Annotated in this window: 23 protein-coding genes; 6 read left to right on the forward strand and 17 right to left on the reverse strand. The window is 57.7% G+C overall.

Features of this window, described 5'->3' with window-relative positions; translation table 11 throughout:
• Positions 1 to 464: hypothetical protein (locus EZI54_RS24860; protein ID WP_207389260.1), on the forward strand; the 464-nt coding region annotated here is incomplete at its 5' end.
• Here the strand turns inward: EZI54_RS24860 and pssA are convergent.
• From pssA to EZI54_RS17480, 4 genes are all read right to left on the reverse strand, one after another.
• A complete protein-coding gene (pssA, locus tag EZI54_RS17465; RefSeq protein WP_131483171.1) occupies positions 458 to 1,297 on the reverse strand; it encodes a CDP-diacylglycerol--serine O-phosphatidyltransferase in 840 nt (279 codons plus the stop codon). The two genes, EZI54_RS24860 and pssA, sit on opposite strands and share 7 nt — an antisense overlap.
• Positions 1,298 to 1,439: 142 nt before the next feature.
• Positions 1,440 to 2,456 carry a ketol-acid reductoisomerase gene (gene ilvC / locus EZI54_RS17470; protein WP_131483172.1) on the reverse strand — a complete coding sequence of 339 codons (1,017 nt, stop codon included), beginning with the start codon at positions 2,454 to 2,456 and terminating at the stop codon, positions 1,440 to 1,442.
• 58 nt (positions 2,457 to 2,514) lie between these two features.
• Positions 2,515 to 3,006: an acetolactate synthase small subunit gene (ilvN, locus tag EZI54_RS17475; protein ID WP_123636764.1), complete on the reverse strand. Its 492-nt coding sequence runs from the start codon at positions 3,004 to 3,006 to the stop codon at positions 2,515 to 2,517.
• A 3-nt stretch (positions 3,007 to 3,009) separates the two neighbouring features.
• A complete protein-coding gene (locus EZI54_RS17480; protein ID WP_131483173.1) occupies positions 3,010 to 4,728 on the reverse strand; it encodes an acetolactate synthase 3 large subunit in 1,719 nt (572 codons plus the stop codon).
• A 521-nt stretch (positions 4,729 to 5,249) separates the two neighbouring features.
• Here EZI54_RS17480 and EZI54_RS17485 point away from each other — a divergent pair.
• On the forward strand, positions 5,250 to 5,705 hold the full coding sequence (locus EZI54_RS17485; protein WP_131483174.1) for a DUF4124 domain-containing protein: 456 nt from the start codon (positions 5,250 to 5,252) through the stop codon (positions 5,703 to 5,705).
• A gap of 82 nt (positions 5,706 to 5,787) precedes the next feature.
• Here the strand turns inward: EZI54_RS17485 and clpB are convergent, their stop codons facing one another.
• From clpB to rluD, 3 genes are all read right to left on the reverse strand, one after another.
• Positions 5,788 to 8,370 carry an ATP-dependent chaperone ClpB gene (gene clpB, locus EZI54_RS17490; RefSeq protein WP_131483175.1) on the reverse strand — a complete coding sequence of 861 codons (2,583 nt, stop codon included), beginning with the start codon at positions 8,368 to 8,370 and terminating at the stop codon, positions 5,788 to 5,790.
• 177 nt (positions 8,371 to 8,547) lie between these two features.
• Entirely contained in the window at positions 8,548 to 9,291 is a 744-nt protein-coding gene (gene pgeF / locus EZI54_RS17495) for a peptidoglycan editing factor PgeF (protein WP_242674511.1), read from the reverse strand.
• Complete coding sequence (rluD, locus tag EZI54_RS17500; RefSeq protein ID WP_131483176.1) at positions 9,288 to 10,259, reverse strand: 23S rRNA pseudouridine(1911/1915/1917) synthase RluD; 972 nt, start codon at positions 10,257 to 10,259, stop codon at positions 9,288 to 9,290. Before rluD ends, pgeF begins: the two co-directional genes overlap by 4 nt.
• Before the next feature lie 99 nt (positions 10,260 to 10,358).
• Between rluD and EZI54_RS17505 the strand changes: the two genes are divergently transcribed.
• Positions 10,359 to 11,189 (forward strand): outer membrane protein assembly factor BamD, encoded by an 831-nt coding sequence (locus EZI54_RS17505; protein ID WP_131483177.1) that lies wholly within the window; start codon positions 10,359 to 10,361, stop codon positions 11,187 to 11,189.
• Positions 11,190 to 11,216: 27 nt separating this feature from the next.
• On the opposite strand, the gene EZI54_RS17510 is transcribed toward EZI54_RS17505, so the two are convergent.
• Positions 11,217 to 12,872 carry an NAD+ synthase gene (locus EZI54_RS17510; RefSeq protein ID WP_131483178.1) on the reverse strand — a complete coding sequence of 552 codons (1,656 nt, stop codon included), beginning with the start codon at positions 12,870 to 12,872 and terminating at the stop codon, positions 11,217 to 11,219.
• 94 nt (positions 12,873 to 12,966) lie between these two features.
• Here EZI54_RS17510 and EZI54_RS17515 point away from each other — a divergent pair, with 94 nt between their 5' ends.
• The 3 genes from EZI54_RS17515 to EZI54_RS17525 all read left to right on the forward strand — a co-directional run bounded on the left by EZI54_RS17515 (position 12,967) and on the right by EZI54_RS17525 (position 16,770).
• Entirely contained in the window at positions 12,967 to 14,601 is a 1,635-nt protein-coding gene (locus EZI54_RS17515) for a sensor histidine kinase (protein ID WP_131483179.1), read from the forward strand.
• 56 nt (positions 14,602 to 14,657) lie between these two features.
• On the forward strand, positions 14,658 to 16,037 hold the full coding sequence (locus EZI54_RS17520) for a sigma-54-dependent transcriptional regulator (RefSeq protein WP_131483180.1): 1,380 nt from the start codon (positions 14,658 to 14,660) through the stop codon (positions 16,035 to 16,037).
• 166 nt (positions 16,038 to 16,203) lie between these two features.
• Positions 16,204 to 16,770 (forward strand): GspH/FimT family pseudopilin, encoded by a 567-nt coding sequence (locus tag EZI54_RS17525; protein WP_131483181.1) that lies wholly within the window; start codon positions 16,204 to 16,206, stop codon positions 16,768 to 16,770.
• Positions 16,771 to 16,825: 55 nt separating this feature from the next.
• Here the strand turns inward: EZI54_RS17525 and EZI54_RS17530 are convergent, their stop codons facing one another.
• The 9 genes from EZI54_RS17530 to lspA form a co-directional block, all read right to left on the reverse strand.
• Positions 16,826 to 17,302 carry a type IV pilin protein gene (locus EZI54_RS17530; RefSeq protein ID WP_207389261.1) on the reverse strand — a complete coding sequence of 159 codons (477 nt, stop codon included), beginning with the start codon at positions 17,300 to 17,302 and terminating at the stop codon, positions 16,826 to 16,828.
• Positions 17,303 to 17,313: 11 nt separating this feature from the next.
• Positions 17,314 to 21,600, reverse strand: coding sequence for a PilC/PilY family type IV pilus protein (locus EZI54_RS17535; protein WP_131483183.1), 4,287 nt, complete (start codon positions 21,598 to 21,600; stop codon positions 17,314 to 17,316).
• A gap of 16 nt (positions 21,601 to 21,616) precedes the next feature.
• On the reverse strand, positions 21,617 to 22,156 hold the full coding sequence (locus EZI54_RS17540; RefSeq protein WP_131483184.1) for a pilus assembly PilX family protein: 540 nt from the start codon (positions 22,154 to 22,156) through the stop codon (positions 21,617 to 21,619).
• Positions 22,157 to 22,161: 5 nt separating this feature from the next.
• On the reverse strand, positions 22,162 to 23,211 hold the full coding sequence (locus tag EZI54_RS17545; protein ID WP_131483185.1) for a PilW family protein: 1,050 nt from the start codon (positions 23,209 to 23,211) through the stop codon (positions 22,162 to 22,164).
• Entirely contained in the window at positions 23,208 to 23,669 is a 462-nt protein-coding gene (pilV, locus tag EZI54_RS17550) for a type IV pilus modification protein PilV (protein ID WP_165495787.1), read from the reverse strand. Before pilV ends, EZI54_RS17545 begins: the two co-directional genes overlap by 4 nt.
• Positions 23,670 to 23,682: 13 nt before the next feature.
• The gene (locus EZI54_RS17555) at positions 23,683 to 24,195 is read right to left on the reverse strand and encodes a GspH/FimT family pseudopilin (RefSeq protein ID WP_131483187.1); all 513 of its coding nucleotides are present in this window, start codon (positions 24,193 to 24,195) and stop codon (positions 23,683 to 23,685) included.
• A gap of 162 nt (positions 24,196 to 24,357) precedes the next feature.
• Positions 24,358 to 25,308, reverse strand: coding sequence for a 4-hydroxy-3-methylbut-2-enyl diphosphate reductase (ispH, locus tag EZI54_RS17560; RefSeq protein WP_131483188.1), 951 nt, complete (start codon positions 25,306 to 25,308; stop codon positions 24,358 to 24,360).
• Positions 25,309 to 25,328: 20 nt separating this feature from the next.
• A complete protein-coding gene (fkpB, locus tag EZI54_RS17565; RefSeq protein WP_131483189.1) occupies positions 25,329 to 25,781 on the reverse strand; it encodes an FKBP-type peptidyl-prolyl cis-trans isomerase in 453 nt (150 codons plus the stop codon).
• A 2-nt stretch (positions 25,782 to 25,783) separates the two neighbouring features.
• The gene (gene lspA, locus EZI54_RS17570) at positions 25,784 to 26,302 is read right to left on the reverse strand and encodes a signal peptidase II (RefSeq protein ID WP_131483219.1); all 519 of its coding nucleotides are present in this window, start codon (positions 26,300 to 26,302) and stop codon (positions 25,784 to 25,786) included.
• Position 26,303 lies beyond the last annotated feature (1 nt).

Here is a 26,303-nt window from a genome sequence, read left to right on the forward strand (position 1 = left end):
GTCAACCGTTATTTTTCAGCGCTTTCCGCTACTTCCGAAAACCGCCGAACCGGGCCGGCTGCCCGTTCAAGGTGGCGCGCATTCTACACGGCTTTGCCACCCTGTCAACCGTTGCCCTGAAGAATCCTGAAACTCGAAATCCCAAACCAAAACAATCGGTTGCCTTTCGATTTCGGCCCCGCCTCTGTGGCGGGCCCCTCGAAAGAGATGCGCATTCTACAGACCCCAGCGGGCCTGTAAAGCCCTTTTTGACGCTTTTTTCCCAGCGTCTCGGTTTTCCGATACACATCGATCACAAAACGATCGGAATCACCCCGAAACGCTCAAAAAATACCCAGGTCAAGCCGGACCAAGAAGCTCTCAGGAAAAGAGCCTGCCCCCTCACCCCCAAACCTCATCCGAAACAAAAAAGGCCATGCCTGGAGTGGGCACGGCCTTTCTTGAAAAACGGAGGGGACTACTGATCGCTATCCGGTAATTCGGCGGCGGCCGGCTTTGGCTTCCGCATTTTACGAAACAGCGCCTGGGTCGGCCCGGACAGGCCGTAAATCAGGAAACCCGCAAAGAGCACGGTGCCCGGATCGAGCGTTACAACCACAAACACCAGGACAACCACCAGGATGGCTGCAAAGGGGACCCGCCCCCGAAGATCAAGATCCTTGAAGCTGCGATAGAAGATGTTACTGACCATCAGAATGCCGGCACCGGCTACAACGAGCACCGTCAACATCTTCAGCCAGAGCTGGGGCTCGAACCCCTGGAAACACCAGACCAACCCAGCCACGACTGCAGCAGCGGATGGACTGGGCAACCCCACAAAGTACTTCTTGTCCACCGAACCAATCTGGGTATTGAAACGGGCCAGACGCAATGCGGCTCCCGCCACGTAAATAAAGGTGATCGCCCAGCCGAACTTGCCGAAACCGTTCAGGGACCAGAAAAACGCCACCAACCCCGGCGCCACACCGAAAGCCACCATATCGGCCAGGCTATCGTACTCCTCCCCAAACTTGCTCTGGGTATTGGTCATCCGGGCAACACGACCATCCAGACCATCGAGGATCATGGAGACGAAGATGGCGATCGCGGCTTTCTCGAACATGCCATTGGCCGCCGACACCATTGCGAAGAAACCTGAAAACAGCGAGGCCGTCGTCAGCAGGTTGGGCAGCAGATAGATTCCCTTACGGCGAACACGCGCACCCTCGACCACTTCTTCCTCCACAACCTCTCCGTTTTCCTGCAGCGCTTCATCCGCGCTCGCCACACTGTTTTCCGATTCGTTTTTTTCGCTCATTCCCATTCAACCCACAAAACATGCAACGGGCATTATAGCCGATCCATTCCCCGGTACGGTCAAGTGACGAAAATGCTAAGCATGATGCCCATAACGAAAAAAGCGCGACCCGCAGGTCGCGCTTTCCCGAACCAGCTAACGCTTAGTTCTTTTCCTTGTCCACGATCTTGTTCGCGGAAATCCAGGGCATCATGGAGCGCAGTTTCTCTCCAACAACTTCGATGTCATGACCGGCATTGAGTCGACGACGCGCTGTCATGGACGGATAGTTGGTATTGCCTTCCTGGATGAACATCTTGGCATATTCCCCGCTCTGGATACGCTTCAGGGCATTGCGCATCGCTTCGCGGGACTGCTCGTTGATGACTTCCGGGCCCGTCACGTACTCACCGTACTCCGCATTGTTGGAGATGGAGTAGTTCATGTTGGCAATGCCGCCTTCGTACATCAGGTCGACGATCAGCTTGAGCTCGTGCAGGCACTCGAAGTAGGCCATCTCCGGAGCGTAGCCCGCTTCGGTCAGGGTCTCGAAGCCGGCCTTGACCAACTCAACGGTGCCACCACACAGGACTGCCTGCTCGCCAAACAGGTCGGTTTCGGTTTCGTCCTGAAACGTGGTCTCGATGATGCCGGTGCGACCGCCGCCGATGGCGCTGGCGTAGGACAGCGCGATGTTCTTGGCGTTACCGGACGCATCCTGGTGGATGGCGATCAGGTCGGGGATGCCGCCGCCGCGGACGAACTCCGTGCGAACGGTGTGACCCGGCGCTTTCGGCGCGACCATGATCACATCCAGGTCCTTGCGGGCAACGATCTGGTTGTAATGCACGTTGAAGCCATGGGCGAACGCCAGCACACCGCCATTTTTCAGGTTGGGCTCGATCTCGTTCTCATAGATCGCCTTCTGGTTTTCGTCCGGCGCCAGCACCATCACGATGTCGGCTTCCTTGGAAGCTTCGGCAACGGTCTTGACGGTCAGGCCCGCACCTTCCGCCTTGGCCGCGGATGATGAGCCGGCGCGCAGACCAACCACAACGTCAACACCGGAGTCCTTGAGGTTGTTGGCATGGGCGTGTCCCTGGGAGCCGTAACCGATGATGGCTACTTTCTTGCCCTGGACGATGGAGAGATCACAATCTTTGTCGTAATAAACCTGCATAACTTTCCCCTGTTACCTATCGGACCGCATCCGGTCGCAATTCAATGAATGGTTTCAATCAGATACTGAGTACTTTCTCGCCCCGGGCGATGCCGGAAACCCCCGAACGCACGACTTCCAGCACACCGGTGGTACCGACGGCCTGGATAAAGGCGTCGAGCTTGTCGCTGTCTCCGGCCAACTGGACGGTATAGACCGTACTGGTCACGTCCACGATCTGGCCGCGGAAGATGTCGACGGTTCGCTTGATCTCGGCGCGCTGCGATCCGCTCGCCTTGAGCTTGATCAGCATCAGCTCACGCTCGATGTGCGACCCCTCGGTCAGATCCACCAGCTTGACCACCTCGATCAGCTTGTTCAACTGCTTGGTAATCTGCTCGATAACCCGATCCGATCCCGTCGTGGTGACCGTCAGGCGCGAGAGGGTCTCGTCCTCAGTCGGCGCAACCGTCAGGGTCTCGATGTTGTAGTTACGCTGGGAGAACAGCCCGACAACGCGGGACAGTGCACCCGGCTCGTTTTCCAGCAAAACCGAAATGATTCGACGCATGGATCACACCCTCTCCGTTTTGCTGAGCCACATATCCTTCATCGAGCCACGGGCCACCTGCATCGGGTAGACGTGCTCGTGCGGATCAACATAGATGTCGATGAAGACCAGCTTGTCCTTCATCGCGAAGGCTTCCTTGAGCTTGGACTCAAGGTCTTCCTTGCGGTCGATGCGAATACCCACATGGCCATAGGCCTCGGCCAGCCTGATGAAATCCGGCAGGGATTCCATATAGGACTGCGAGTGACGGGATTCGTAGTTCATGTCCTGCCACTGCTTGACCATGCCCAGCGCCTGGTTGTTCAGGTTGACGATCTTCACCGGCAGGTTGTACTGCTTGCAGGTGCTCAGCTCCTGGATATTCATCTGGATGCTGCCCTCGCCGGTAACACAGATCACCTCATCGTCCGGGTAGCTCAACTTGACGCCCATGGCCGCCGGCAGGCCGAAGCCCATGGTGCCCAGGCCGCCAGAGTTGATCCAGCGATTGGGTTTGTTGAACTTGTAGTATTGGGCCGTGAACATCTGGTGCTGACCGACGTCAGTCGTCACGTACGCGTCACCGTTGGTAAGACGGTGCAGCGCCTCGATCACTTCCTGCGGTTTGATATGGGTATCGCTCTTTTCATAGCGCATGCCGTGGAAGGCCCGCCACTCGTCGATCTGTTTCCACCACGCCTTGAGCGCGTCCTTGTCGGGTTTGGCCTTGCTTTCCCGAACCAGGGAGATCAGCTCTTTCAGCACCGAGTCCACCGGTCCCACGATGGGCACGTCCGCCTCAACGGTCTTGGAGATGGACGCCGGATCGATGTCGATATGGATGATGCGAGCCCCCGGACAGAACTTCTCGGTGGCGTTGGTCACCCGGTCATCGAACCGCGCGCCAACCGCCAGGATCAGATCGGAGTGGTGCATCGCCATGTTCGATTCGTAGGAGCCGTGCATCCCCAGCCAGCCCAGGGACTGCTTATCGGATGCCGGGAAGCCGCCAATCCCCATCAGGGTATTGGTGACCGGGTGACCCAGCATATGCGCCAGTTCCGTCAGTTGATCCGAGGCCTTGCCGAGAACGACACCGCCGCCGGCGTAGATCACCGGCCGCTTGGCCGCCAGCAGCATTTCCGCCGCCTTGCGGATCTGGCCGGCATGGCCGCGGATCGCCGGGTTGTAGGAGCGCAGCTTGACCTTTTTGGGGTACTCGTACTCGTAGCGTTCGTTGGGCGTGGTCATATCCTTGGGGATATCGACCACGACCGGGCCCGGACGGCCGGTAGCGGCGATGTAATAGGCCTTGCGGATAACTTCGGGGATCTCCGACGGATGGCGCACACTGATGTTGTGCTTCACCACGGGACGGGACACACCAATCATGTCGGTTTCCTGGAAGGCATCCTCGCCAATCAGGGTGGAAGCCACCTGACCGCACAGGACCACCATCGGGATGGAATCCATGAAGGCGGTGGCAATACCGGTAATGGTGTTGGTCGCACCGGGGCCGGACGTCACCAGGACGGTGCCGGGCTTGCCACTGGCCCGGGCGTAGCCGTCCGCCATATGAACAGCGGCCTGCTCATGGCGTACCAGGATGTGTTTGACCTTGTCCTGCCTGAACAGGGCGTCATAAATATGCAGCGCTGCACCACCCGGATAACCGTAGATGTACTCGATCCCTTCATCCTGCAGGGACCGGATCAGCATGTCTGCGCCAGACAATAACTCCACTTTCTCTACCCTCTCTATAGAGTGAATGTACCGGACTGTCGCCGGTTGCCTGGGGATCCGGTGCATCGCTTCTTGTGGAAGCCGGACCGGACATTCCACCACACTGAGGGACGCAGAGGTTGTCTCTCCTGGCCAGCCGGGCCTCCTGAGGGTGCCGGAGGACGGCCATTCGTCGGGCTGCACGACATACAGCCCGTCACGCGGGATGCGCGAAAGGTTCAGTGTGGTAATCAACGGGGATACTGCTCGGGATTGCCTGCCGTATTCACCCCTGTTTTCAGGCAATCGCCAATTGTGACAGCGGGAAACGTGCTGTCAATAGCGAAACCTCGTCAAGGCGCGTACTGGCGGTGTCTCCGGGAATGTCTCGGTTACATAATTACCACAGCCCGGTGCTGGCCATCGCACAGTTTTTGGCTAATCCTAAGCAGAATGAGTCCGGCCATGGCAGAATGGCGATGTGACAGTTGAATCCGCCGGCATCCAACAGCCGGTTGAACAGGGAAACAGGTTGTATCTGCATGAATAAGACTGGAATCCTTCTGACATGCCTGCTTTCGGTCAGCGCCTTTTCAGCGACGGCAGGCTCCGTCTACAAGTGGACGGATGAGAACGGCGTCGTCCACTTCGGCGATCAAAAACCCATAAACAAGAAGAGCGAAACCGTCAACGTTCGTTCAGGCACATCAAAGGCCGACACCGGTGAAGCCCGAATGTCGCCACAGGAAAAGGTGGACGCTCTCGACAAGTCCCGCGCGGATCAGGCCGAGAAGGACAAGCAGAGCCGCGAGGAAGAGGCCCAGGCCAAGCAGCGCGAGAAAAACTGCGAGATAGCCACCAAGAACCTGCAAACCATCAACTCCCATGCGCGCATCAAGATCAGCGAGAATGGGGAGCAGCGTTACCTGACGCCGGAAGAGATCCAGAAGAAGAAAGACGAGTTCCAGAAAATCATCGACGAGGACTGCAAGAACTGAGGCCCGTCGATCACTCGCGCCAGCAGACAGAAAGGGGCCTCTGAAGGCCCCTTTTCCGTTGGGTCAGGTGTCATCGGCAGAATCAGGCGGCTTTGCGGCTGAAACCCAATTGATCGCCCTCGACGTCGGCCACAATGGTATCGCCCGGCGCAAACGCCCCCTTCAGCAGACGTTGTGCCAGCGGATTCTCGATCAACCGCTGGATCGCCCGCTTCAGCGGACGCGCACCGTAGACGGGGTCGTACCCCACTTCGCTGATCCGGTCCATCGCAGCATCCGTCAACTCCAGTGTCATATCCTGTTCCCGCAGCCGACGACTCAACGAGCCAATCTGGATACGCGCGATGCCTTCGATCTGGTCGCGGGCCAACGGATGGAAGACCACCACTTCGTCCACCCGGTTGATGAATTCCGGGCGGAAATGGGTGCCGACGACCTCCATCACCGCATCCTTCATGGCGTTGTAGTCATCCTTGCCGGCCATGGTCTGGATAAGGTCCGAACCGAGGTTCGACGTCATGACGATCACCGTGTTGCGGAAATCGACCGTGCGCCCCTGACCGTCCGTCAGGCGACCATCTTCCAATACTTGCAGGAGAATGTTGAACACGTCCGGATGCGCCTTCTCCACCTCGTCCAGCAACAGCACTGAGTAGGGACGCCGCCGCACCGCTTCGGTCAGGTAACCGCCCTCCTCGTAACCCACATAACCGGGAGGCGCGCCGATCAGCCGGGCGACGGAGTGTTTCTCCATGAACTCGGACATATCGATCCGCACCATCGCCTCTTCAGTGTCGAACAGGAACGAGGCCAGCGACTTGCACAGCTCGGTCTTACCCACCCCGGTCGGCCCCAGGAACAGGAACGAACCATTCGGCCGGTTGGGATCGGACAGTCCGGCGCGGGAGCGGCGGACGGCATTGGCCACCGCTTCGACGGCCTCGTCCTGACCAATCACCCGTTCGTGCAGGGCTTCTTCCATGCGCATCAACTTGTCGCGCTCACCTTCGAGCATCTTGGACACCGGGATACCGGTCCACTTCGAAACCACCTCGGCGATCTCTTCGTCGGTGACCCGGTTACGCAACAGCTTCATTTCCATCATCTCGGCCTGGCTGGCCATATCCAGCTGGCGTTCGAGCTCCGGAATCGTGCCGTACTGCAGCTCGGACATCTTGCCCAGGTCGCCGGCGCGGCGGGCGTTCTCCAGATCAATCCGGGCCTGCTCCAACTGGCTCTTGATCTTCTGGGAACCGTGCAGGGCCGCCTTCTCGGTATTCCAGACCTCTTCCAGGTCGGCGTATTCACGCTCGACGTTGCCGATCACATCCTTTAGCTCTGCAAGGCGTTTCTTGGAAGCCGCATCGGTTTCCTTTTTCAGCGCCTCGCGTTCGATCTTCAACTGGATCAGCCGACGCTCCAGACGATCCAGGGCCTCCGGCTTGGAGTCCATCTCCATACGGATCTGGCTGGCCGCTTCATCCACCAGGTCGATCGCTTTGTCCGGCAGCTGTCGGTCGGTGATGTACCGATGCGACAGCTTGGCCGCCGCTATGATGGCACCGTCGGTCACCTCGACGCCGTGATGCACCTCGTAGCGCTCCTTCAGGCCACGCAGGATGGCGATGGTGTCTTCTTCAGACGGCTCGGATACCAGCACTTTCTGGAAACGACGCTCCAGGGCCGCATCCTTCTCGATGTTCTCGCGATACTCGTCCAGGGTCGTGGCACCGACGCAGTGCAACTCGCCCCGCGCCAATGCCGGTTTAAGCATGTTGCCCGCATCCATGGAGCCTTCAGCCTTACCGGCCCCCACCATGGTGTGGATCTCGTCGATAAACAGGATGATCTGCCCTTCCTGCTTCGACAGTTCATTGAGTACGGCCTTGAGGCGCTCCTCGAATTCACCGCGGAACTTGGCGCCCGCAATCAGCGAGCCCATATCCAGGGACAGGACTTTCTTGTCCTTCAAGCCATCGGGCACCTCGCCATTGACGATCCGCTGGGCCAGACCTTCAACGATGGCGGTCTTACCCACACCGGGCTCACCGATCAGTACCGGGTTGTTCTTGCGCCGGCGCTGCAGGACCTGGATGGTCCGGCGGATTTCGTCGTCCCGGCCGATCACCGGATCCAGCTTGCCCTCGGCGGCACGCTCGGTCAGGTCGATGGTGTACTTGGACAGGGCCTGACGGTTCTCTTCGGCGGACGCATCGTCAACCGATTCACCGCCCCGAACTTCGTCAATGGCCTGCTCCAGCGCCTGGCGATCCACGCTGTGTTCGCGCAGAACCCGGCCCAGGGAGCCGCGGTCTTCCAATGCCGCCAGCAGGACAAGCTCACTGGAGATGAATTGATCCTTGCGCTGCTGAGCCAGCTTGTCGGCAATGTTGAACAGGCGGCCCAGGTCATTGGACATGGACACGTCGCCGGCGGAACCCTTCACCTCGGGCAACTTCTCGATCTCCCGGGCCACGGACTGGCGCAAACGGGCCGGGTCTGCCCCGACCTGCTTCAGCAGCGGTTTGATGGAACTCCCGTCCTGGTCCAGCAAGGCCTGCATCAGGTGGAGTGGTTCGATAAAGTTGTTGTCTTTGCCAACCGCAATGGACTGCGCATCGGCCAGTGCGGTCTGGAGTCGACTGGTCAGCTTGTCGATTCGCATGTTGTTTCCTCGAGTCTTGATGAATAACGCCGATATCGGAGGCGCTCAAACGGCCTCTGGCGTTGGGATCTGTTTTAAATGTAGGGGCGCCGGAGGGGACTTCAAGCGGCAGTCGGGGAAATCAGGTAGGCGGTTGCGCTGGATCAAATTTTGTTGAACATGGCGAGCGTGCTGGCGTCAGAGGCGCCAGATCAGGCTCGCCATGCGACCGGTTTCACCGTCACGGCGATAGGAATAGAAGCGCCCGGGGTCGCTGAAGGTGCAAAACCCGCCGCCGTATATCCGCTCCGCCCGCACGCCGGCCCGGCAAAGTCGGTGACGGGCAAGGGTATACAGGTCGGCCAGGTAGTGTCCCGGGCGCCCCGGAGCATCCCGGAAGGCGGACGCGGCAGTGCGATCGTCCTTCACGAACGCCTGCAAGACGTCGCTGCCGACCTCGAAAGCGTCCGGCCCGATGGCAGGCCCAAGCCAGACGCGGACACCGGCAATCGCCGGAAAGGTGGCAAGCGTCGCCTCCAGCACGCCTGAAGCCAGGCCGCGCCAGCCGGCGTGGGCGGCCGCCACTTGTGAGCCGTCGTCAGCACAGAACAGCACCGGCAGGCAGTCCGCGGTCAGGACGGCGCAGGCTACGCCGGGCTCACGCGTCCAGGAAGCGTCTGCCTCATGACCGGCGTCAGCGGGCAAGTGGGCCACACCGGTCCCATGAACCTGACGGATCCAACCGATCGACTCCGGCCTGACTTCCAGGGCGTCCGCCAGCCGGGCCCGATTGGCCGTCACTGCCGACACGGCATCACCAACATGATCCCCCAGGTTCAGCGTATCGAAGGGCGGCACACTCAGTCCCCCGACGCGCGTACTCACGGCTGCCCGAACGTTCTCCGGCAGCGGCCAGTCCGGCACAATCAGCGGCAGTTTCACAACGATTCCTGGGCGCGGGCATGAGCTCGGAGGGCCTCGAGGAGCTCAAGCATGTCGGCAGGCAACGGCGCCTCCCAGGTCATTTCTTCATCGGTGGCCGGATGGACCAGTGTGAGCTGACGGGCATGCAGGGCCTGCCTGTGGAACTGGCGAAGAACCTCCTTGAGTTCAGGCGTGCAGCCTTTCGGCAACTGCATTCGCCCGCCATAGACCGGATCACCGACCAGTGCATGGCGGATATGGGCCATATGCACCCGGATCTGGTGGGTCCGACCACTTTCCAGCTTGCAGCGTACGTGGGTGTGGGCCGGAAATCTTTCAACCAGCCGGTAATGGGTCACGGCCGGTTTGCCGTCCCGGACCACCGCCATCTTCTTGCGCTGGGTCGGGTGGCGACCGATCGGCGCATCCACCACGCCACCGCCGGTGATCGTGCCCACCATGACTGCATCGTATTCCCGCCCCATGGTGCGGGTCTGCAACTGGTCGACCAGGGAGGTGTGTGCAATCAGGCTGCGGGCGACGACCATCAGGCCGCTGGTATCCTTGTCGAGGCGGTGCACGATCCCCGCCCGCGGCAGCTTGTCGACTTCCGGCGCATGGTGCAGCAGGGCGTTGACGAGGGTGCCCGCCGCATGGCCGGCGGCGGGATGTACCACCAACCCGGCCGGCTTGTTGATCACCAGGACGTGCTCATCCTCGTAGACGATATCCAGTTCGATGGATTCCGCTTCCCAGGTCACCTGAACTTCCGGCTCCGCATTCACGGTGATGATGTCGCCAAGCATCACTTTGTCCCGCGGCTTCCGGGCCTCGCCGTTAACCGTCAGGTCGCCCGCCTTGATCCAGCCCTGGATACGGGATCGGGAGTGATCGGGCATCAACTCGGCCACCGCCTGGTCCAGGCGTCGGTCGCTCAGCTCGGCCGGCACTTCAAATTCACCGTTGATACGGTCTTTCGCGGACATTCAATCCCCTAAAATTTTCGTAAAGCATGTCAGGCCCCTGCACAAGGTGGTACAGGGCCGTTACAATGTCGAACGCTTTTCATTATACGGGAATCAGGCATGAGATCAGGTGTTCGCTTGCTGCTGTTGTCGGCCATCCTTGCGATGATCGCCGGCTGTGCATCCAAACCGGAAGAAGTCCTGCCGGAAAAAACCTACTACGAGCAGGCCCGATCGGCCATGAACAGTGGCAATTTCAACGAAGCCGAGCGCAACCTGGAATCGCTGGAAACCTACTATCCCTTCGGTCGCTATGCCGAACAGGCCCAACTGGACCTGATCTATGCCCGTTACCAGAATCTCGACCTGGAAGGGGCCCGTTCCGCCGCCGACCGGTTCCTGCGCCTCAACCCGCAAAGCGAACACGCCGATTACGCGCTCTACATGCGTGGGCTGGCCTCCTATAACCTGGATATCAGCCTGGCCGGCAAGTTCTTCCCCATCGATATCTCCGAGCGGGATCCGGGGGAGCAGCGCCAGGCTTTCCGGGACTTCTCCGAACTGCTGAGCCGTTACCCGAACAGCGATTACGCCGCCGATGCCCGCCAGCGCATGGTGGCCATCCGCAACCGCCTGGCCCGTCTGGAGTTGCATGCGGCCCGTTACTACATCAAGCGTCAGGCCTATATCGCGGCAAACAACCGCGCCCGCTACGTCCTGGAGAATTTCCCCCAGACGCCCGCCGTCGAGGATGCCCTGAAGATCCTGATCGACACCTACCGTTTCCTCGACCTGCAGAAAGCGGCCGACGATGCGACGGCGCTGCTGGCCATCAACTACCCCAACAGCGACGCCTTCGACAAGAACATGAAGTACCAGCCAAGCACCATGAAGGAAGAGGATCGCTCGCTGAGCAGCGTGGTGACCTTCGGCCTGATGGGCGACGAGTAACCGTACCCCGTCGCCCTCTCCCCGGCGCTATTTCCCCAGTTTCCAGCCATTGGTGATGGGATAGCGCCGGTCCTTGCCGAAGCCTCGCTCGGTAATCCGCACACCGATGGGCGCCTGCCGGCGCTTGTACTCGTTGATATCCACCAGCCGAACCACCCTTTCGACATCCGCACGCTCGAATCCCTGGGCGATGATCGCCTCGGCGCTCATGTCGCGTTCGATATACTGATGCAGGATCTGGTCGAGGATGTCATAGCCGGGCAGGCTGTCCTCATCTTTCTGGTCCGGAGCCAGTTCGGCCGACGGTGGCCGGGTAATCACCCGTTCCGGAATGACCGCCCCCAGGGTATTGCGATAGTTGGCGATCCGATACACCAGCGTTTTCGGCACGTCCTTGAGCACGTCGAAACCACCGGCCATATCGCCGTACAGCGTGGAATACCCGACCGCCATTTCGCTCTTGTTACCGGTGGTCAGCACCAGTGAGCGGAATTTGTTGGACAGGGACATCAGCAACACGCCGCGTAACCTGGCCTGGAGGTTCTCCTCGGTGGTATCCGGCTTTGTGCCTTCAAAGGGCTCAGCCAATGCGGCCATGAAGGCGTCGTACATCGGCTCGATGGAAAAGACGTCGTATTGCACACCCAGCGCCGTGGCTTCGGCTTCGGCGTCTTCCAGGCTGATGCCCGAGGTGTACCGGAATGGCATCATCACCGCCCGCACCCGATCCGCGCCCAGGGCATCGACGGCAACCGCCAGCGTGACCGCGGAATCAATGCCTCCGGAAAGGCCCAGTACGACAGAGGCGAAGCCGTTCTTGTTCACATAATCGCGCACCCCCCAAACCAGGGCGTTGTAGACATTCTGCTCCAGCGACGGTTCGGGAATCGGCACCTGTGCTACGGGCTGGCAGTGATGCTCCACAATGAACTCAACGGGATACAGACCTTCGGCAAACTGGGGCACCTCAACGGCCAGCTCCCCGGAATGGTCGACCACCATCGAACCGCCATCGAAGACCAATTCGTCCTGACCACCCACCATATTGACGTACACCACCGACACACCATTCTCTCGGGCGCGCCGCTCCAGCAACGCCTTGCGACGAGCCTGCTTGTCCATGTCATAGGGGGAGGCGTTCAGGTTCAGGATCACCTTGGCGCCCGCCACCGCAGCCTTTTCCACAGGCCCGTCCATCCAGACGTCTTCACAGACCGTCAATCCAACCGGCACGCCACGAATCAGCGTGACGCAGGGCTCGGTCCCCGCGGCGAAATAGCGCTTCTCATCGAATACCTGGTAGTTAGGCAACTGTTGCTTGAAGTAAGTGGCCCCACGCTCCCCCTGGTCAATAACAACCGCGGCGTTATAGAGCAGACCGTCACGGCGTACGGGCGTGCCCACGACCAGGGCCGCCGGCAACTTCTCTGCAGCCAGCCGCGCCAGTGCTTCTTCGACACGGCCGTCGAGGCTGGGTCGCAACAGCAGGTCTTCCGGGGGATAGCCGGTCAGGGCCAGTTCCGGGAAGACCACGATATCCGCCCCCTGCTCTTCCACAGCCCGGCGGGCCGAAGCCAGTATTTTCTCGGCGTTGCCCGGGATATCGCCAACCAGGCAATCCACCTGGGCCATGGTCACGGTGAGTCGCTGGCCGGGGGAAGCCTCTGTCTGGCCGGAATTCATGCCTTTCTCCTGTCCACAAGCGGGTTTAAACCGCTATTATACCTGCCAACGTTTTATCCCTTCGACAGGAAACAGGAATTTTCGACCGCCTGCCATGACTCCGGACAGCGTCACATCAGCCAGCGACATCCTGCCGTTCCAGGAAAGCCAGCGTCCTCGACTGTTCCACGTCTATAACCACTACCGGCTGGTGATCAGCCTGATCCTGGCAGGCCTGCTGTTTGTCGACCCGGGCACCCTGGACACCAAGTTCCGGGAGCCCGAGTTCTACCAGATCTGCGTATTGGCGTACCTGACGCTGACCGTCTTCACGGCAGTCATGCTGTTTTCCGGAGCCAGACCCAATCAGCGCCACATCATCCTGTCTATCCTGATCGACATCATTACCCTGCATACCTTGTTGCTGTTCAGCGCGGGCATGACCAGCGGGCTGGCCAACCTGATCATCGTGACGGTCGCAGCCGGTAACATCCTGACGCCCAGCCGGGTGGGCCTGTTCTATGCCGCACTGGCCACCATTGGCTCACTGGGCGTCGCGACCTGGTCGTCCCTGACGTTCGGGACCAATGCCGACGAGATCGTCCGGGCCGGCTCGCTTGGCATCCTCTATTTCGCGGCGGCCTTCCTGCTGCAGAACATCACCCGCCGCATGATCCGTAGCGAACAGCTGGCCAGTTCCCGGGCCCAGAGCCTGCACGAGCTGGAGCAAATCAACCAACAGATCATCCAGCGGATGCGGACCGGGATCATCGTCACCGATCGCTTCGGACAAGTGCGATTGGCCAACGCCGCCGCCCACGAATTGCTGTTTGGCGACAGGCCCGGCCAAGGCGAAATGGGGCGCCTGCCACCGCCTCTCAGGCAGCGACTGGACCAATGGGTCAGTACACCGGGCACCCGTACCGAGCCGTTCCAGGCCACACCGATAACACCCATGCTTCAGGCCAACTTCACCCGGCTGCATCAGGAGCGGGGCGACCACATCCTGATCTTTATCGAGGACATGAGCAAAGTAACCCTGCAGGCCCAGCAGATGAAACTGGCCTCGCTGGGACGGCTGACCGCCGGGATCGCCCATGAAATCCGCAACCCCCTTGGCGCGATCAGCCACGCGGCCCAGTTGCTGAATGAATCACCGAACTGCGATGCCGCGGACCGTAAAATGGTCGACATCATCCAGCGGCATTCCAAGCGGGTCAACGACATCATCGAGAACGTGCTGGACCTGTCCCGCCGCCGTCAGGCCAATATTGACCTGGTCCAGATCGACAGCTGGCTGCAGGAATTTGTCGAGGACTATCAGCATGGCGCAAGCAATGGGATGGACGGCAACACGCCGACCATCACGCTCGATCTTCCCGACCAGGCGCCACCGGCCCGCTTCGACAAGAGCCAGATGGCCCAGGTGCTGGTCAACCTGTGCGATAACGGCTTGCGCTACAGCAAGGCCCAAACCGGCAAGGCAACACTGAAAATCTGTGTGGGCGTCACCGGGGATGGCGAACGCAGCTATATCGACATTCAGGATCAGGGAGCCGGTATCAGCAGCGAGAAACGCGAACACATTTTTGAGCCGTTCTACACCACCGATCAGAGCGGCACCGGCCTGGGACTTTATCTGGCGCGGGAGCTGTGCGAAGCCAACCAGGCCCACCTGGCCTTACTCGACAACGGCCGGCCGGGGAGCTGCTTCCGGATCACCTTTGCCCATCACGGGCGGCTGATCTGACTGCAGACCTTGACGAGACGTACAAGAAGACTATTCGAAACAGGACGAGACGGGCAATGACAACGCCAACAGCGCTGATTATCGACGACGAACCGGACATCCGGGAATTGCTGGAAATCACCCTGATGCGGATGGACATTAAGGTCAGGACGGCCGCCGATGTCACCTCCGCAAAGGCGATCCTGGAAGCTGATCCGCCGCAATTGTGCCTGACGGACATGAACCTGCCGGACGGCAACGGCATTGAGCTGGTCCAGTGGATTCAGCAGGTCTGTCCGCAGACACCGGTGGCCGTGATCACCGCCTACGGCAGCATGGACACCGCCATCGAAGCCCTCAAGGCCGGCGCCTTCGATTTCGTCTCCAAGCCCGTCGAACTGCCCCGCCTGCGGGAACTGGTGAACAGCGCCCTAAAGCTGTCCAAACCGGAAGTCGAACGAACCGGGGATGATGACCCGGGTCTGTTGCTGGGCCAGTCTGAAGGCATCCGCCGGCTGCGCACGCAGACCCGAAAACTGGCCCGCAGCCAGGCCCCGGTCTTCATCAGCGGCGAATCCGGCAGCGGCAAGGAGCTGGTAGCGCGCATGATCCACATGCAGGGGCCGCGGCAGGAAGGTCCGTTCATCGCCGTGAACTGTGGCGCGATTCCCTCCGAGCTGATGGAGAGCGAGTTTTTCGGGCACAAGAAAGGCAGCTTTACCGGCGCCACCGACAACAAGGCCGGCCTGTTCCGCTCCGCCGACGGCGGCACGCTGTTCCTGGACGAGGTCGCCGACCTGCCCCTGAACATGCAGGTCAAGCTGCTGCGCGCCATTCAGGAAAAAGCGGTGCGCCCGGTGGGAGAATCCCGCGAGTTTCCGGTCGATGTCCGCATCCTCAGCGCCACCCACCGGGATCTGCCAAGCCTGGTCCAGGAAGGCGACTTCCGCCAGGACCTCTTCTATCGCATCAACGTCATCGAACTCAAAGTCCCACCGTTGCGCGAACGGCCGGACGACATCGAACTGCTGGCCCGCCATATCCTGACCCGATTGGCCCGGGACTACGAGTGCGATCCGGCAACCCTGACCCCCTCTGCCCTGGAAAAACTCAGGCAATACGATTTCCCGGGCAACGTACGTGAACTGGAAAACATCCTGGAGCGCGCCTTCACCCTGTGCGACCTGGACCAGATCGACGCCGATGACCTGCACATGGGCCACGCCCCGGTGCCCTCCAGCCGCATAGAGGCCGACCCGGACGCCGCACCCGGCGCTGCGGTGGAGCTGCCGGATGATGGCGAACTGGATCTGGAAAACTATCTCGAGTCCATCGAGCGCAAGGCAATTGAAAAGGCGTTGGAGGCGACGCGGTGGAACAAGACGGCGGCGGCTAAGAAACTGGGGATCAGTTTTCGGGCGTTGCGGTATAAGTTGAAGAAGTTGGGAATGGAGTGAGCGCCAGGAAAAACGATTTCAGTTCGACTTATTCTTTTCAGCTTCAGGATCATAGTAAATTCTGAGTCGACATCACATTACCGGGACGTATCGGGAAAGCCGTATAATTGCACGCAACCGGGACAGGACGTCCTAGCGAAATCCAACGGAAACCAAGGAGTCAAGGATGACAAATCTGCGAGCCTTTCAGGGGCTCTCGCTTATAGAGCTTTGCGTTTGTTTAGCAATCGCTTCGGCGGTAACAGCGTTCGCTTTGCCGGCCTTCGCTAACTGGATTGAAAAAAACAAAGACGAAGATGCTGTAAATTCCCTATGGGAGGCCATGTACTATGCGCGGACGGTCTCCATAACAAAACAAAGACTCATCATTATATGCCCTTGGTCAACGACATCTGGATGCCATTCCAATTGGAAAGACTCCATCGCCGTTTTTATGGACCAAGACAACAACTTAAAGCCCGACGAGGGGAAAATACTCAGACTATTTAATTCAGACTATACTGGTCGGTTAATCGCTCGACCGTCAGCAAAACGCTATTTTCGTTTCGCTCCAACGGGATTGCTCTCCGGACAGGCCGGTGGATTTATCTTTTGCTCTAAATCCGATAGATCTCAAGGCATAATGAAGTACCTCGCCATAAATTTTGGCGGACGTCTTCGGGTTGAAAATGACGAGGATGGCGACGGGCTGATCAAAACATCATCAGGCTCTGAGCTAACCTGTCCTCATTAAGCCGGGAGATATAACGACAAGTGCCAGAACGATGACGTTCCGGCACTTTAATCCATCACTGATCCCAGCTTTTCTCTGAGGCAGACAGCGCGCCACCGGAATTATCTGAATCCCACCCTCTTGCTCCGGTTGAGCTTAATTCAAGGTAACCATCTCCAGCTTGCGGGCCTTTTGGTATGGCTCTCAATACATACGAGTTTGCCTGCAGATTGTAGATCCTGAGGTTATAGGACTTGGGGTTACCATCAATTGGTGCCTCGTCCGGAAAAACAGACGCGGCCGGCGCGGTCAGAGTCGCCGAGAATGCAGCGGGTGGAGCAGCCCCGTCAGCCCCCAGGTATGTCCCATTTTGGGTATAGTAGCGCTCCATAGCGTTTGAAAACGACATTAAAGCGCCTTCTGCGTCACCACGCCGAGTGCTTTTGACCTGGTCAAGATAGCTGGGATAAGCAATCGCGGCGATGATTGCCACAATAGCCACAACAATCATCAGCTCGATGAGCGTAAAACCTCGCTCTTGTACAGCTCTCATACTTCTCATCCTCAACTACCTGTTATTTCGTGCCACCCAAGTCGGCCAGCGCGATTGGTGTCTTTACCCGTGTCTACCTCACGTTCCCCGGGCTGACCATTCTTCTTCTGGTAGTACTGCTTGTTACCCAATAAACCGGTAGAGCCCGTGGAGCTGTCATCTTGACGCTGCCCGCCATAGTTTCCGTCATCATCATCGACGGTCCCATCGTTGTTGGAATCGAAGACCGATGAATCTGGCGCTGATCCATCGGGACTGGTGGACATGAACCAGTTTGACCCACCCGAAGAACAGGCGTTTTGGCTTGGCGTGTAGGTTTCGTAGAAAAGTACTTCACCCCTGAATTTCGGCGTATTCAAAACTCGTTCGCCCTCTTCGGGCAGATCCGAATACCAACCGTACTGTTGTTTGACGTTGCCAGCCCAATCGACGCTATTTTCCGATACTTCCCTTAAATCCTCGCTGGCTGTGGTTGTAATGGTTTGCTCTTGAAGCGAATCCCGCTTGAGGCTACCAACTCCACGGTCCCAAATACCGTACATTGTCTGCTTAGACGTATCGCCGGGATCGCCATTTTCAAAATATTTACCGGTACCGAAATAGACCATATAGTCCTCGCCGTTCGTACCCTCGGATCCTACAGGCGAATCATTATTTCTCAGGACCAGCGGCGCCATAGCGATCGGCTGACGCTCTATTACGCCATCACCATCGAAGTCGTTCGCTGCTGTAAATAGGGGCGCAGGTTCAGCATTATTACCGGTACCCGAACTGAAGGCGGATCCCCACTTGCTAGAATCAGAATTGGAAACATCGAACGTCCACATGTTCCCTTCCAAGTCCCCGGCGTAAACCCGATCGGCGACACGATCGCCATTGGTGTCGATGACACTAACGCCTCCCAAGCCACCGGTAGAGCCCACTTCTATGAACTGATAATCCGAGTCCGACCCTCGCGTCCAGGTGCCATCGAGACCGCCATCCATATAAATAATAAACAGACCGGTTTTCTCGTCATCGACTGAGCTTCCATCAGCAAAGCCATTACCCATGAGAAGCGCCCAACGCCCGTTGTTCATCATGGCGACGACAGGCTGATCAAATTGATAATTAAGCTCCGGGGCGCCGTCACTTGCATCAAACTCCCACAGCACCGTACTCGAAGCGTTGGCATCCGAAAACGTGCTCGGATCCGTAACGTCCAGCGCAAAAATACCGGCGCCCCCTCCACGCAAACCTCCGATAAGCACGGTTCGCCAAGCTGGCGTACCACCATCCGATCCAGGCATGTATACATCAACGGCCTGCGGGGAAAGATCGACATAATACTTGTGCCGATAATCCGGGTCTGTCAGATAATGCAAGCCGCTCTTCTTGTCAGAGGAGAAAATCGAGCGAGGAACGTAGGCAAGCAGTTCCTTACCACCACCATCACTCTCGTTTTCCACCGCCTTAAACCCATGAAGCATGCCATCGTTGGCGCCAACGTAGACCATCGGCGTCCGGTTCACGTTATTCGTATCCCCTCGAAACGACGTGTATCGCTCAGCATCGGTTCCAAAAGGGTCAGCATCCGGCCAGCTCAGGCGAGGGGCACCAACATACAGAGGCGTTGAGTGGACAATATCGCCCAAGCGACCATCCCTGTTTCTGAAATCAGTCGAAGCGGTTCCTCGCAGATAAGCTAAACGCTCTTCACCTAATGAATCTGTTACGCCGGTAGGCGACGTTTGCAGGTCCGCCTTTTGACCGGAATCCAAAAGGTCATAGGAGCCATCCCACCGAAACGGAACGCCATCCCCGGTATCGTTGCTGTACGTCAGGATCGTCCGAGATGAAGGTGCCGTATCGTCCAATACATCGGCCGCACTCCAGGATGCATCTTCGGCGATATCTCCAGACTGCGGGTCAAGAGCCCTTGCCTCAACATCTCCACTCCAGGCCGTCGAGTTGAACAATGCACTGAAAATCAGGCTGTCAGACTCCAACGTCGCGCTGTTAAAGGTTACGCCTGAAGCACTCCCCAGCGACGCAATGATGTCCCGCAATGCAGACGATAGTTCGCTGGCAAGCAGTGCAGGCGTATTCGCATTGAATATTTCGCCGCGACCATTAACCGCCGCATGATAGAGGTCATCAATTTGCCGCCGGTCTCGTATCGTACTGACATCGGGCCACGTCGGCGGGTGGTCATAGGCATTCTGCACAGCCTTGTATGAATATTTCTCAGAGTCCTTGGTAATGGTCTGATTGAAGAGTGTGCCTATAGCACCAAGTCCAACGGTATAGGTATTGATATGCAAGTTAGTATTGCAATCCGCAGTGTTCGGCGGATTCGCGCTATCACAGGAAGAAGGAACCCTGACCGCACCGAGGGGTTTCAAATCCGATCTCGGGTTGTCCACATACATTTTATAGGCGATATCGGCGAGCGTGCTTGAATACTTATCCTGGTATGGCTCGCCTGCCTCCCCGTCTGCGTTATCTATACCCGAAATTGTCTCGCTTTGCGCAAAACCATCAGTGAACAGAAGCGTGAAATTCTTCTGACATGCATATTGAATGGGAGCGTTATCACCGGTGCGCTTGAACTGTGATCGAGCATGATCCAATGCATCGCGAAGAGGCGTCCCCCCACTGCTCACGTGATCGTAATTGTCTTGCAGGAACGTTTTCAGGTCGGCCGCCTTGTCAAGATCATACATCGTGACATCACGCTGGTTGTTAATCCAGTACATACCCGCGTAAATGCCGCTTATACCCTGGAACGCAGCTCCCAAACCACCTCGAATGGATTGATGCCGGCGGCGATAATATGTAAACCAGTTGGAAAAGTTCTGTAACTCTTCTTTGTAGCTACGACCACTGGGATAGTCGGATACAGTCGACTTGATCTCATACTTTTTGAGACAACGCCCATCTGGGCCAATCGCGTCGACGCCACTAAAGGCATCCGGATACAGACGAAAAGCATTGTAATAGCTAGGCTCTGCATCGGTCGCACAATTGCGTGTCACGATACTAGTCGTTTCTTTTCCCGGCAGGTTGGAGAATGCACCAGTGGGGGTTGAGTCCAGGCTCGTCACCATAATCTGGTCAATCGGAACAGGGACCTCTCGCGGACGAATTCGAAGTGTCTGAGTTCCGGTTGAATTAAATGTGACCGTTCCCCACTTATCCCAAGTCCAACCGGGATCATACTTGAGCCCTTTCCACCATTTTGTCCACTCAGCACCATCAGATGCCGTCCGGAAATCATTTCCATCAATTGCGATCGTTATGTCCGATGAACCATAGCCAAGCAAATTGACCCACATGGAGTCTGAATTTCCATCCCGGGTGTTTTTCCGAATCCATATGGCGTACTCACCAGATACAGGCACGTTAAAACTCAGAGAGACTTCGCCATAGCTGGCAGGAGAAGGTGAATCATTAGCATCCCCTGTTGGAGAAACTATGTAATCGTTACCACCAGCTGACTGGAGAAGACCTGAATCCGCACCAGCAGATTTGCTGCCGATCACATAATCGCCGTTCAAAACACCATTCTCGGCCTCCAGAAGGACAGAGTTACCTTGATTAAACTGCTGTTCTGCGCCTGCTTTTTGGGGATCAAAGGTATATGAGGAGGTCTCATCGATTACCCAGTATGTCGCAGGATAATATGTGTAATCTTTATCTCCGGCACTACAGGTATTACCCTGATTATCGCAAACCATATCATCATCATTGATGTCGAAGTCCCATTGACTGTCGGTTTTCTTCGACGTATCGAAATCGGACGTCAGGTCCAGGGTGTCACTCGTGTAGTTTGGATCATACGGCGCTGCAGTCCCTGGATATTCCGAGAACGAAAAACCACCGTAGCTTGGCCAAGGGTCATACGTTTCATTAGGATCGTAGTAGGCCTTGTTGTAAGCGGCACTACGGGCAAATGCGTAGGCTTTTATCGGAGGCACCGCCCCTTGATTACCTGCCTGGGTTGCGGCAGCGTTGGAATAGTCACTGCTCGAACCATTTGGGAAGAGATAGGCGTACTTGTCCCCCGTCCCATCGACGAAGGTTCCATCAGACTTGACAAACGTTCCTTCGTCGTTGAGCCATAGCGCGCCGTCATTGGCTGGCATGAGGAGTTCGAAGTCCATACTGCCTGAATCGTCGATGCCCAGGATCAAATTGTGTTTGACTGAGCCGGCCAGAAACAGTGGTTGGGAAGACGGAACGACCGGATCAGCCGCGCCTGCCGCCGGTAACACCAGCGCCATCGCGCCAAAAAAAGTCTTTAATTTATCGCGCATCTTACTTCCTCCGATGCTATTTAGCCGTTCCGTAATAGGATTCAATCACTCGACGGGTCTCACCATTCCGCCCGGAGCTCCATGCCACTATTTTGAAACCCAGCGGCTTGGATCCACCGGTGTTGTCGTCGTAGTTGGTAATCTGTATATCGCCGGGCGCCTCTTTAGTACTGGTCTGGCCGATATACTCAATAAAGTATCGGGGGTTTTCCGCTAATGTCTCCGGAAACCCAGTAGCAGCAATACTTGCTGATCCGGAACTATCCCATGTTGAGTCATCAAGTGGGTCGGGTGCATTTCCTCGTGTATAAAGCCCGTTATCGGTGCCAAAACTTCCAAGAGTGACCGTCTTATCTTCGAGAAATAGCTCAGCTTCTCTGAGAGCATACTCAGCGCTTTCCAGCGATATCTGGCCTTCCCTGACGGCCGACGTCATTTTGTCTTGCAGTAACGCTCCCTGCATTCCGGACAGCGCAAGCAGAGTCAGGACGAGCAATATCAAAAGACTAGTCAGGAGAACGGCGCCACGTTGACGAAAACCTGATATTGGCTGCATTCCCGTTATCCTCCAATGCGATTTCGTATCGATGCAGTGATGGTGTATTGCCGCCGCAACCGCCCGTCACCCCCGTATGTCTTACCGAAAAAGTTGATGTCCGGCTGATCGGGGGCAACGTTGGTCTCCTGAGAACGGCTAAGCAGGCTCACTCGCAGCGCGACGACAGCCCCCATATCAGAGACGCTGCCCGCATCGCGCCAAACTTCTGCCGTGTAGTCACCATCGAGATCTTCCCCATAGAGAATCTGCATGTCTTCGATTCCCTCGATGAGTTCAATCGCCTGGATGCTTCCTACCCCACCAGAACCACCATAATCGGCGCTTCGCATAAAGAGCGCCGGTTCTCCGCTCGCGCCAGCTGCAATGTAATATTGTTCGAAATAAGGAACATAGATGGACGCACCTTCATCATAAACTTGAGAGAGGCAATGGGCGTTGGAACCAGGGCACCCCGGATTGCCTGCGTTATAGTTTCCTGGCGAGGAATTCCCGGTGTTATGCACAACGGTACCGTTGCTAGCGTTCACGTTCGTTGCCTGAAATATATCTCCACCCCGGCAATCCGTGATGTAAACAATGTCATCGTCAGCCAAGCTGCTTGAATCATTGACGTGCAGATTGGCAGAAGCCTGCTCCATGACTTTGGTGATCGTGATGTTAGAATCGCCTCCTACACCTCTGACAATGAAGCTGTCCGTTCCAGCAAGTTCCACGCCGCTCCCATCAGCATTATCGGTACCATCAAGACCTTCCTTGAAACCAAACGTGGCATCATTATAGCCAGAACCAGTTGGATCCAAATTGTTGACAGCGTTAGAAATACCGCCGGCGCATCCCCAGTAATCCGCATTCCTTATTGCCTTGGATAGAAGCTCGGACGCCATCCGTCCGGACTCTTGGACGCGACCACTTGCTGCCGTCAGGGAGAAGCTGCGCTGGTTGCTGACGAAAAGCTGAATCAACCCCGCCGTCAAAATCAATCCCAGAGTCAACGCGACCATGATTTCAACGAGCGACAACCCCGCCTGGGAGCGCCTATTAACGACAATCATTGCAGAATCCTTGCGTCTAATTTGTAGCTCTGATTAACAGCATCATTACCTAAATCCCGCTCCGACCAATTGATCGTTATCGTGGCAACTCCGGATGCATACTTGACGCTGGCGGAAGTGAATCCGGGAAGAGTGCTATTGAGATTAGAAAACCATTCATTGGAATCTATTGCAGCCATTTGGGTTGGCGTACAGGATGTTCCGCAACCCGGCAGGGTTTTCGAGGCGGTGATATTGTCATATGCGCCGGCTTGCACACCGGGCACGTTGGCGCGTATCCGCTCAACCATGTCATACGCCAGCAAATTCACCTGTGACCGAACATTGGAGTTGGTCGTTGACTTCATTGCGAGTGCCTGGACGCCCACGACACCGAGCAACCCGATAGCCAGAATCAAGAGCGCCACAAGCACCTCAATCATAGTGAAGCCTTTTTCGCCCCGGCCCTTAATCTTCATATGATGCATCTACCTAGCCGCAAGTTATGGTATCGCTCCGGACTCGACCGGATGTATGAATTCGTATTATCCGACCCGTTTCACCTGTTCGGTCGTCACAGAGCTGGAATGAATACTCTGCCCCCCCGCCTGGTAACGGATCGACAAAACCATTCGCCCTAAATCCGAACGTTGTGAGTGCATCGGGCCCATCAATCGTCATCTTGTCGCTGACGTCCGAGTACACCCGGATTTCTTCACCGGCGTCATAGCCATTTGAGCCTTGATCAACCCAAACCCGCCAGCCACCGCCCCATTCGTTTGCACTTCCTGCACTGGAGATCGCTGTAATCTCCACAGTGCGGCCACGCTTCACTGCTTCTGTTCGCGCATAATTCAGCGCACCAATGAAAACATTGCTGGTGGATGACATCCGATTGTTGGCAATGAGCTGCGCAAACGAAGGGATTGCAAACCCGGCAATGATCCCAACCAGGGCGAGCGTCACTAACAGTTCAATGAGGGTAAACCCGTTTTTAAAGCGCATAGGTAATTAGTTCCATTATTCCGCACATACAGGATAGCCACCGGCGACGGAAGGAACACATCACGGCCGATAGACGGCCAGCTAAGTCTGACGAACGGCACTGCAGCCGCCGAAAATGTGATCGTTATCTAAAGTGCGGTAAAAAATATCGGGCTAGGAAAATCAGATTTCCCGGGTAGGAATCCGCAACTCTTTGGGCATGGAGAACACAATATTCTCCTCCCGCCCAGGCACTTCCTCGGGCGCGTCACAGCCAAGGTCCTGGAGTTTGCGGATCACGTCATGCACCAGCACTTCCGGTGCGGAGGCGCCAGCGGTGACGCCGACGGCGTCGCGGCCTTTGAGCCAGTCGGGGTCGATCTGGGCCGCGTCGTCTATGAGGTAGGCGGGGGTGCCCATGCGTTCGGCGAGTTCGCGCAGGCGGTTGGAATTGGAACTGTTGGGGGAGCCGACGACCAGCATCAGGTCGCAATCGCCGGCGAGTTGCTTGACCGCGTCCTGGCGGTTCTGCGTGGCGTAGCAGATGTCGTCCTTGCGCGGTCCCTGGATCTCGGGGAAACGGGAGCGAAGCGCGTCGATGACCCGGGCAGTATCGTCCATGGATAATGTGGTCTGGGTGACGTAGGCCAATCGACTGGGATCGCGGACAGCCAGCTCTTCGACATCCGCCTCGTCTTCCACAAGGTAGATATCGCCGCCGTTGCTGCGGTCGTACTGGCCCATGGTGCCTTCGACCTCCGGATGGCCTTCGTGGCCGATCAGGACGCATTCATGGCCGTCGCGGCTGTAGCGCATGACTTCCATGTGCACCTTGGTGACCAGCGGACAGGTGGCGTCGAAGACTTTCAGGCCACGACGGGCGGCTTCCTTCTGCACCGCCTGGGACACGCCGTGGGCGCTGAAGATCACCAGGTGATCGTCGGGCACTTCGTCGAGCTCATCGACAAAGATGGCCCCGCGATCGCGCAGATTGCTGACCACGAACTTGTTGTGGACGACTTCGTGACGGACGTAGATCGGCGCGCCGAACACGTCCAGTGCCCGGTTGACGATCTCAATTGCCCGGTCGACGCCGGCACAGAAGCCGCGGGGATTGGCCAGTCGAATCTGCATAGTTGCCCTGTCTTGCTGAATCAGTGTGTCGTCTGCGCGGGTTCCACGCTGACGATTTCCACGTCAAAGGTCAGTGTACGCCCGGCCAGGGGGTGATTGAAATCCACCTCCACCTGATCGCCTTCCACGCGATGAACCACGCCCGGCAGCTCGCCCTGGCGCGCATCAGCGAAGGAAATCACGGCGCCACGCTCCAGCACCATATCCGGCCCGAAATCGGACCGCTTGAAGGTCTGGATGTTCGACGGATTATGCTGACCGAACGCCTGCTCCGGCGGCACTTCGAAGGTTTTACGCTCACCGGGCTTCATGCCCACAATGAGGGCCTCGAAGCTTTCCGGCAGGTTGCCGTCACCAAGCTCCAGCGAGGCCGGCTTTTTACCAAAGGTCGAGTCGATCTCGCTGCCATCCGGCAGCCGTAACGCAAAGTTCAGGGTGACACGGGTCCCCTTGCTCACAGGCAGCGCTGTCATGCTTATTCTCCCTGATCGGCCGGCTGCTCCGGCGATTTGCGAAACAGGTCCACGACCATCATCAATGCGCCAATCGTAATGGCCGTATCCGCCAGGTTAAAGGCGGGGAAATGGTACTGGTTCCAGTAAAAGTGTAGAAAATCGACGACATAACCGTGCACCACACGATCATAGACGTTGCCGATCGCACCGCCCAGGATCAGGACGATGGCCACCGCCATCCACCGTTCTCCCGCCCCCAGGCGGGAAAGCCAGCGGATCAGCACCACGCTGACCACCGCCGCCAGGGCGACGAAAAACCAGCGCTGCCAGCCGTCGGCGCCGGCCAGGAAACTGAAGGCGGCGCCGGTGTTATGCAGCAACGTCAGGCTGAAGAATGGCAACACGTGGACCGACTCGCCATAGCTCAGCGACGCCGACGCGATAGCCTTGGTGCCCAGGTCGACGGCGATGACCAGTGCCGCCAGCCACAGCCAGTGCAACGGAGAGCGGGTCACGGCCATCTCCTCTGTCTGAGCCATC

Origin of the sequence: Marinobacter halodurans (genome assembly GCF_004327985.1) — a bacterium.
Classification (GTDB): Bacteria; Pseudomonadota; Gammaproteobacteria; order Pseudomonadales; family Oleiphilaceae; genus Marinobacter_A; species Marinobacter_A halodurans.

Coding starts and splice junctions, on each gene's coding strand:
- pssA (WP_131483171.1), bottom strand. CDS start 1,297: ATGAGCGAAAAAAACGAATCGGAAAACAGTGTGGCGAGCGCGGATGAA.
- clpB (WP_131483175.1), bottom strand. CDS start 8,370: ATGCGAATCGACAAGCTGACCAGTCGACTCCAGACCGCACTGGCCGAT.
- EZI54_RS17555 (WP_131483187.1), bottom strand. CDS start 24,195: ATGCGCTTTAAAAACGGGTTTACCCTCATTGAACTGTTAGTGACGCTC.
- EZI54_RS17525 (WP_131483181.1), top strand. CDS start 16,204: ATGACAAATCTGCGAGCCTTTCAGGGGCTCTCGCTTATAGAGCTTTGC.
- EZI54_RS17545 (WP_131483185.1), bottom strand. CDS start 23,211: ATGATTGTCGTTAATAGGCGCTCCCAGGCGGGGTTGTCGCTCGTTGAA.
- rluD (WP_131483176.1), bottom strand. CDS start 10,259: ATGTCCGCGAAAGACCGTATCAACGGTGAATTTGAAGTGCCGGCCGAG.
- pilV (WP_165495787.1), bottom strand. CDS start 23,669: ATGAAGATTAAGGGCCGGGGCGAAAAAGGCTTCACTATGATTGAGGTG.
- EZI54_RS17510 (WP_131483178.1), bottom strand. CDS start 12,872: ATGAATTCCGGCCAGACAGAGGCTTCCCCCGGCCAGCGACTCACCGTG.
- ispH (WP_131483188.1), bottom strand. CDS start 25,308: ATGCAGATTCGACTGGCCAATCCCCGCGGCTTCTGTGCCGGCGTCGAC.
- EZI54_RS17535 (WP_131483183.1), bottom strand. CDS start 21,600: ATGCGCGATAAATTAAAGACTTTTTTTGGCGCGATGGCGCTGGTGTTA.
- fkpB (WP_131483189.1), bottom strand. CDS start 25,781: ATGACAGCGCTGCCTGTGAGCAAGGGGACCCGTGTCACCCTGAACTTT.
- EZI54_RS17530 (WP_207389261.1), bottom strand. CDS start 17,302: ATGAGAGCTGTACAAGAGCGAGGTTTTACGCTCATCGAGCTGATGATT.
- EZI54_RS17505 (WP_131483177.1), top strand. CDS start 10,359: ATGAGATCAGGTGTTCGCTTGCTGCTGTTGTCGGCCATCCTTGCGATG.
- ilvC (WP_131483172.1), bottom strand. CDS start 2,456: ATGCAGGTTTATTACGACAAAGATTGTGATCTCTCCATCGTCCAGGGC.
- lspA (WP_131483219.1), bottom strand. CDS start 26,302: ATGGCTCAGACAGAGGAGATGGCCGTGACCCGCTCTCCGTTGCACTGG.
- ilvN (WP_123636764.1), bottom strand. CDS start 3,006: ATGCGTCGAATCATTTCGGTTTTGCTGGAAAACGAGCCGGGTGCACTG.
- EZI54_RS17520 (WP_131483180.1), top strand. CDS start 14,658: ATGACAACGCCAACAGCGCTGATTATCGACGACGAACCGGACATCCGG.
- EZI54_RS17540 (WP_131483184.1), bottom strand. CDS start 22,156: ATGCAGCCAATATCAGGTTTTCGTCAACGTGGCGCCGTTCTCCTGACT.
- EZI54_RS17485 (WP_131483174.1), top strand. CDS start 5,250: ATGAATAAGACTGGAATCCTTCTGACATGCCTGCTTTCGGTCAGCGCC.
- EZI54_RS17515 (WP_131483179.1), top strand. CDS start 12,967: ATGACTCCGGACAGCGTCACATCAGCCAGCGACATCCTGCCGTTCCAG.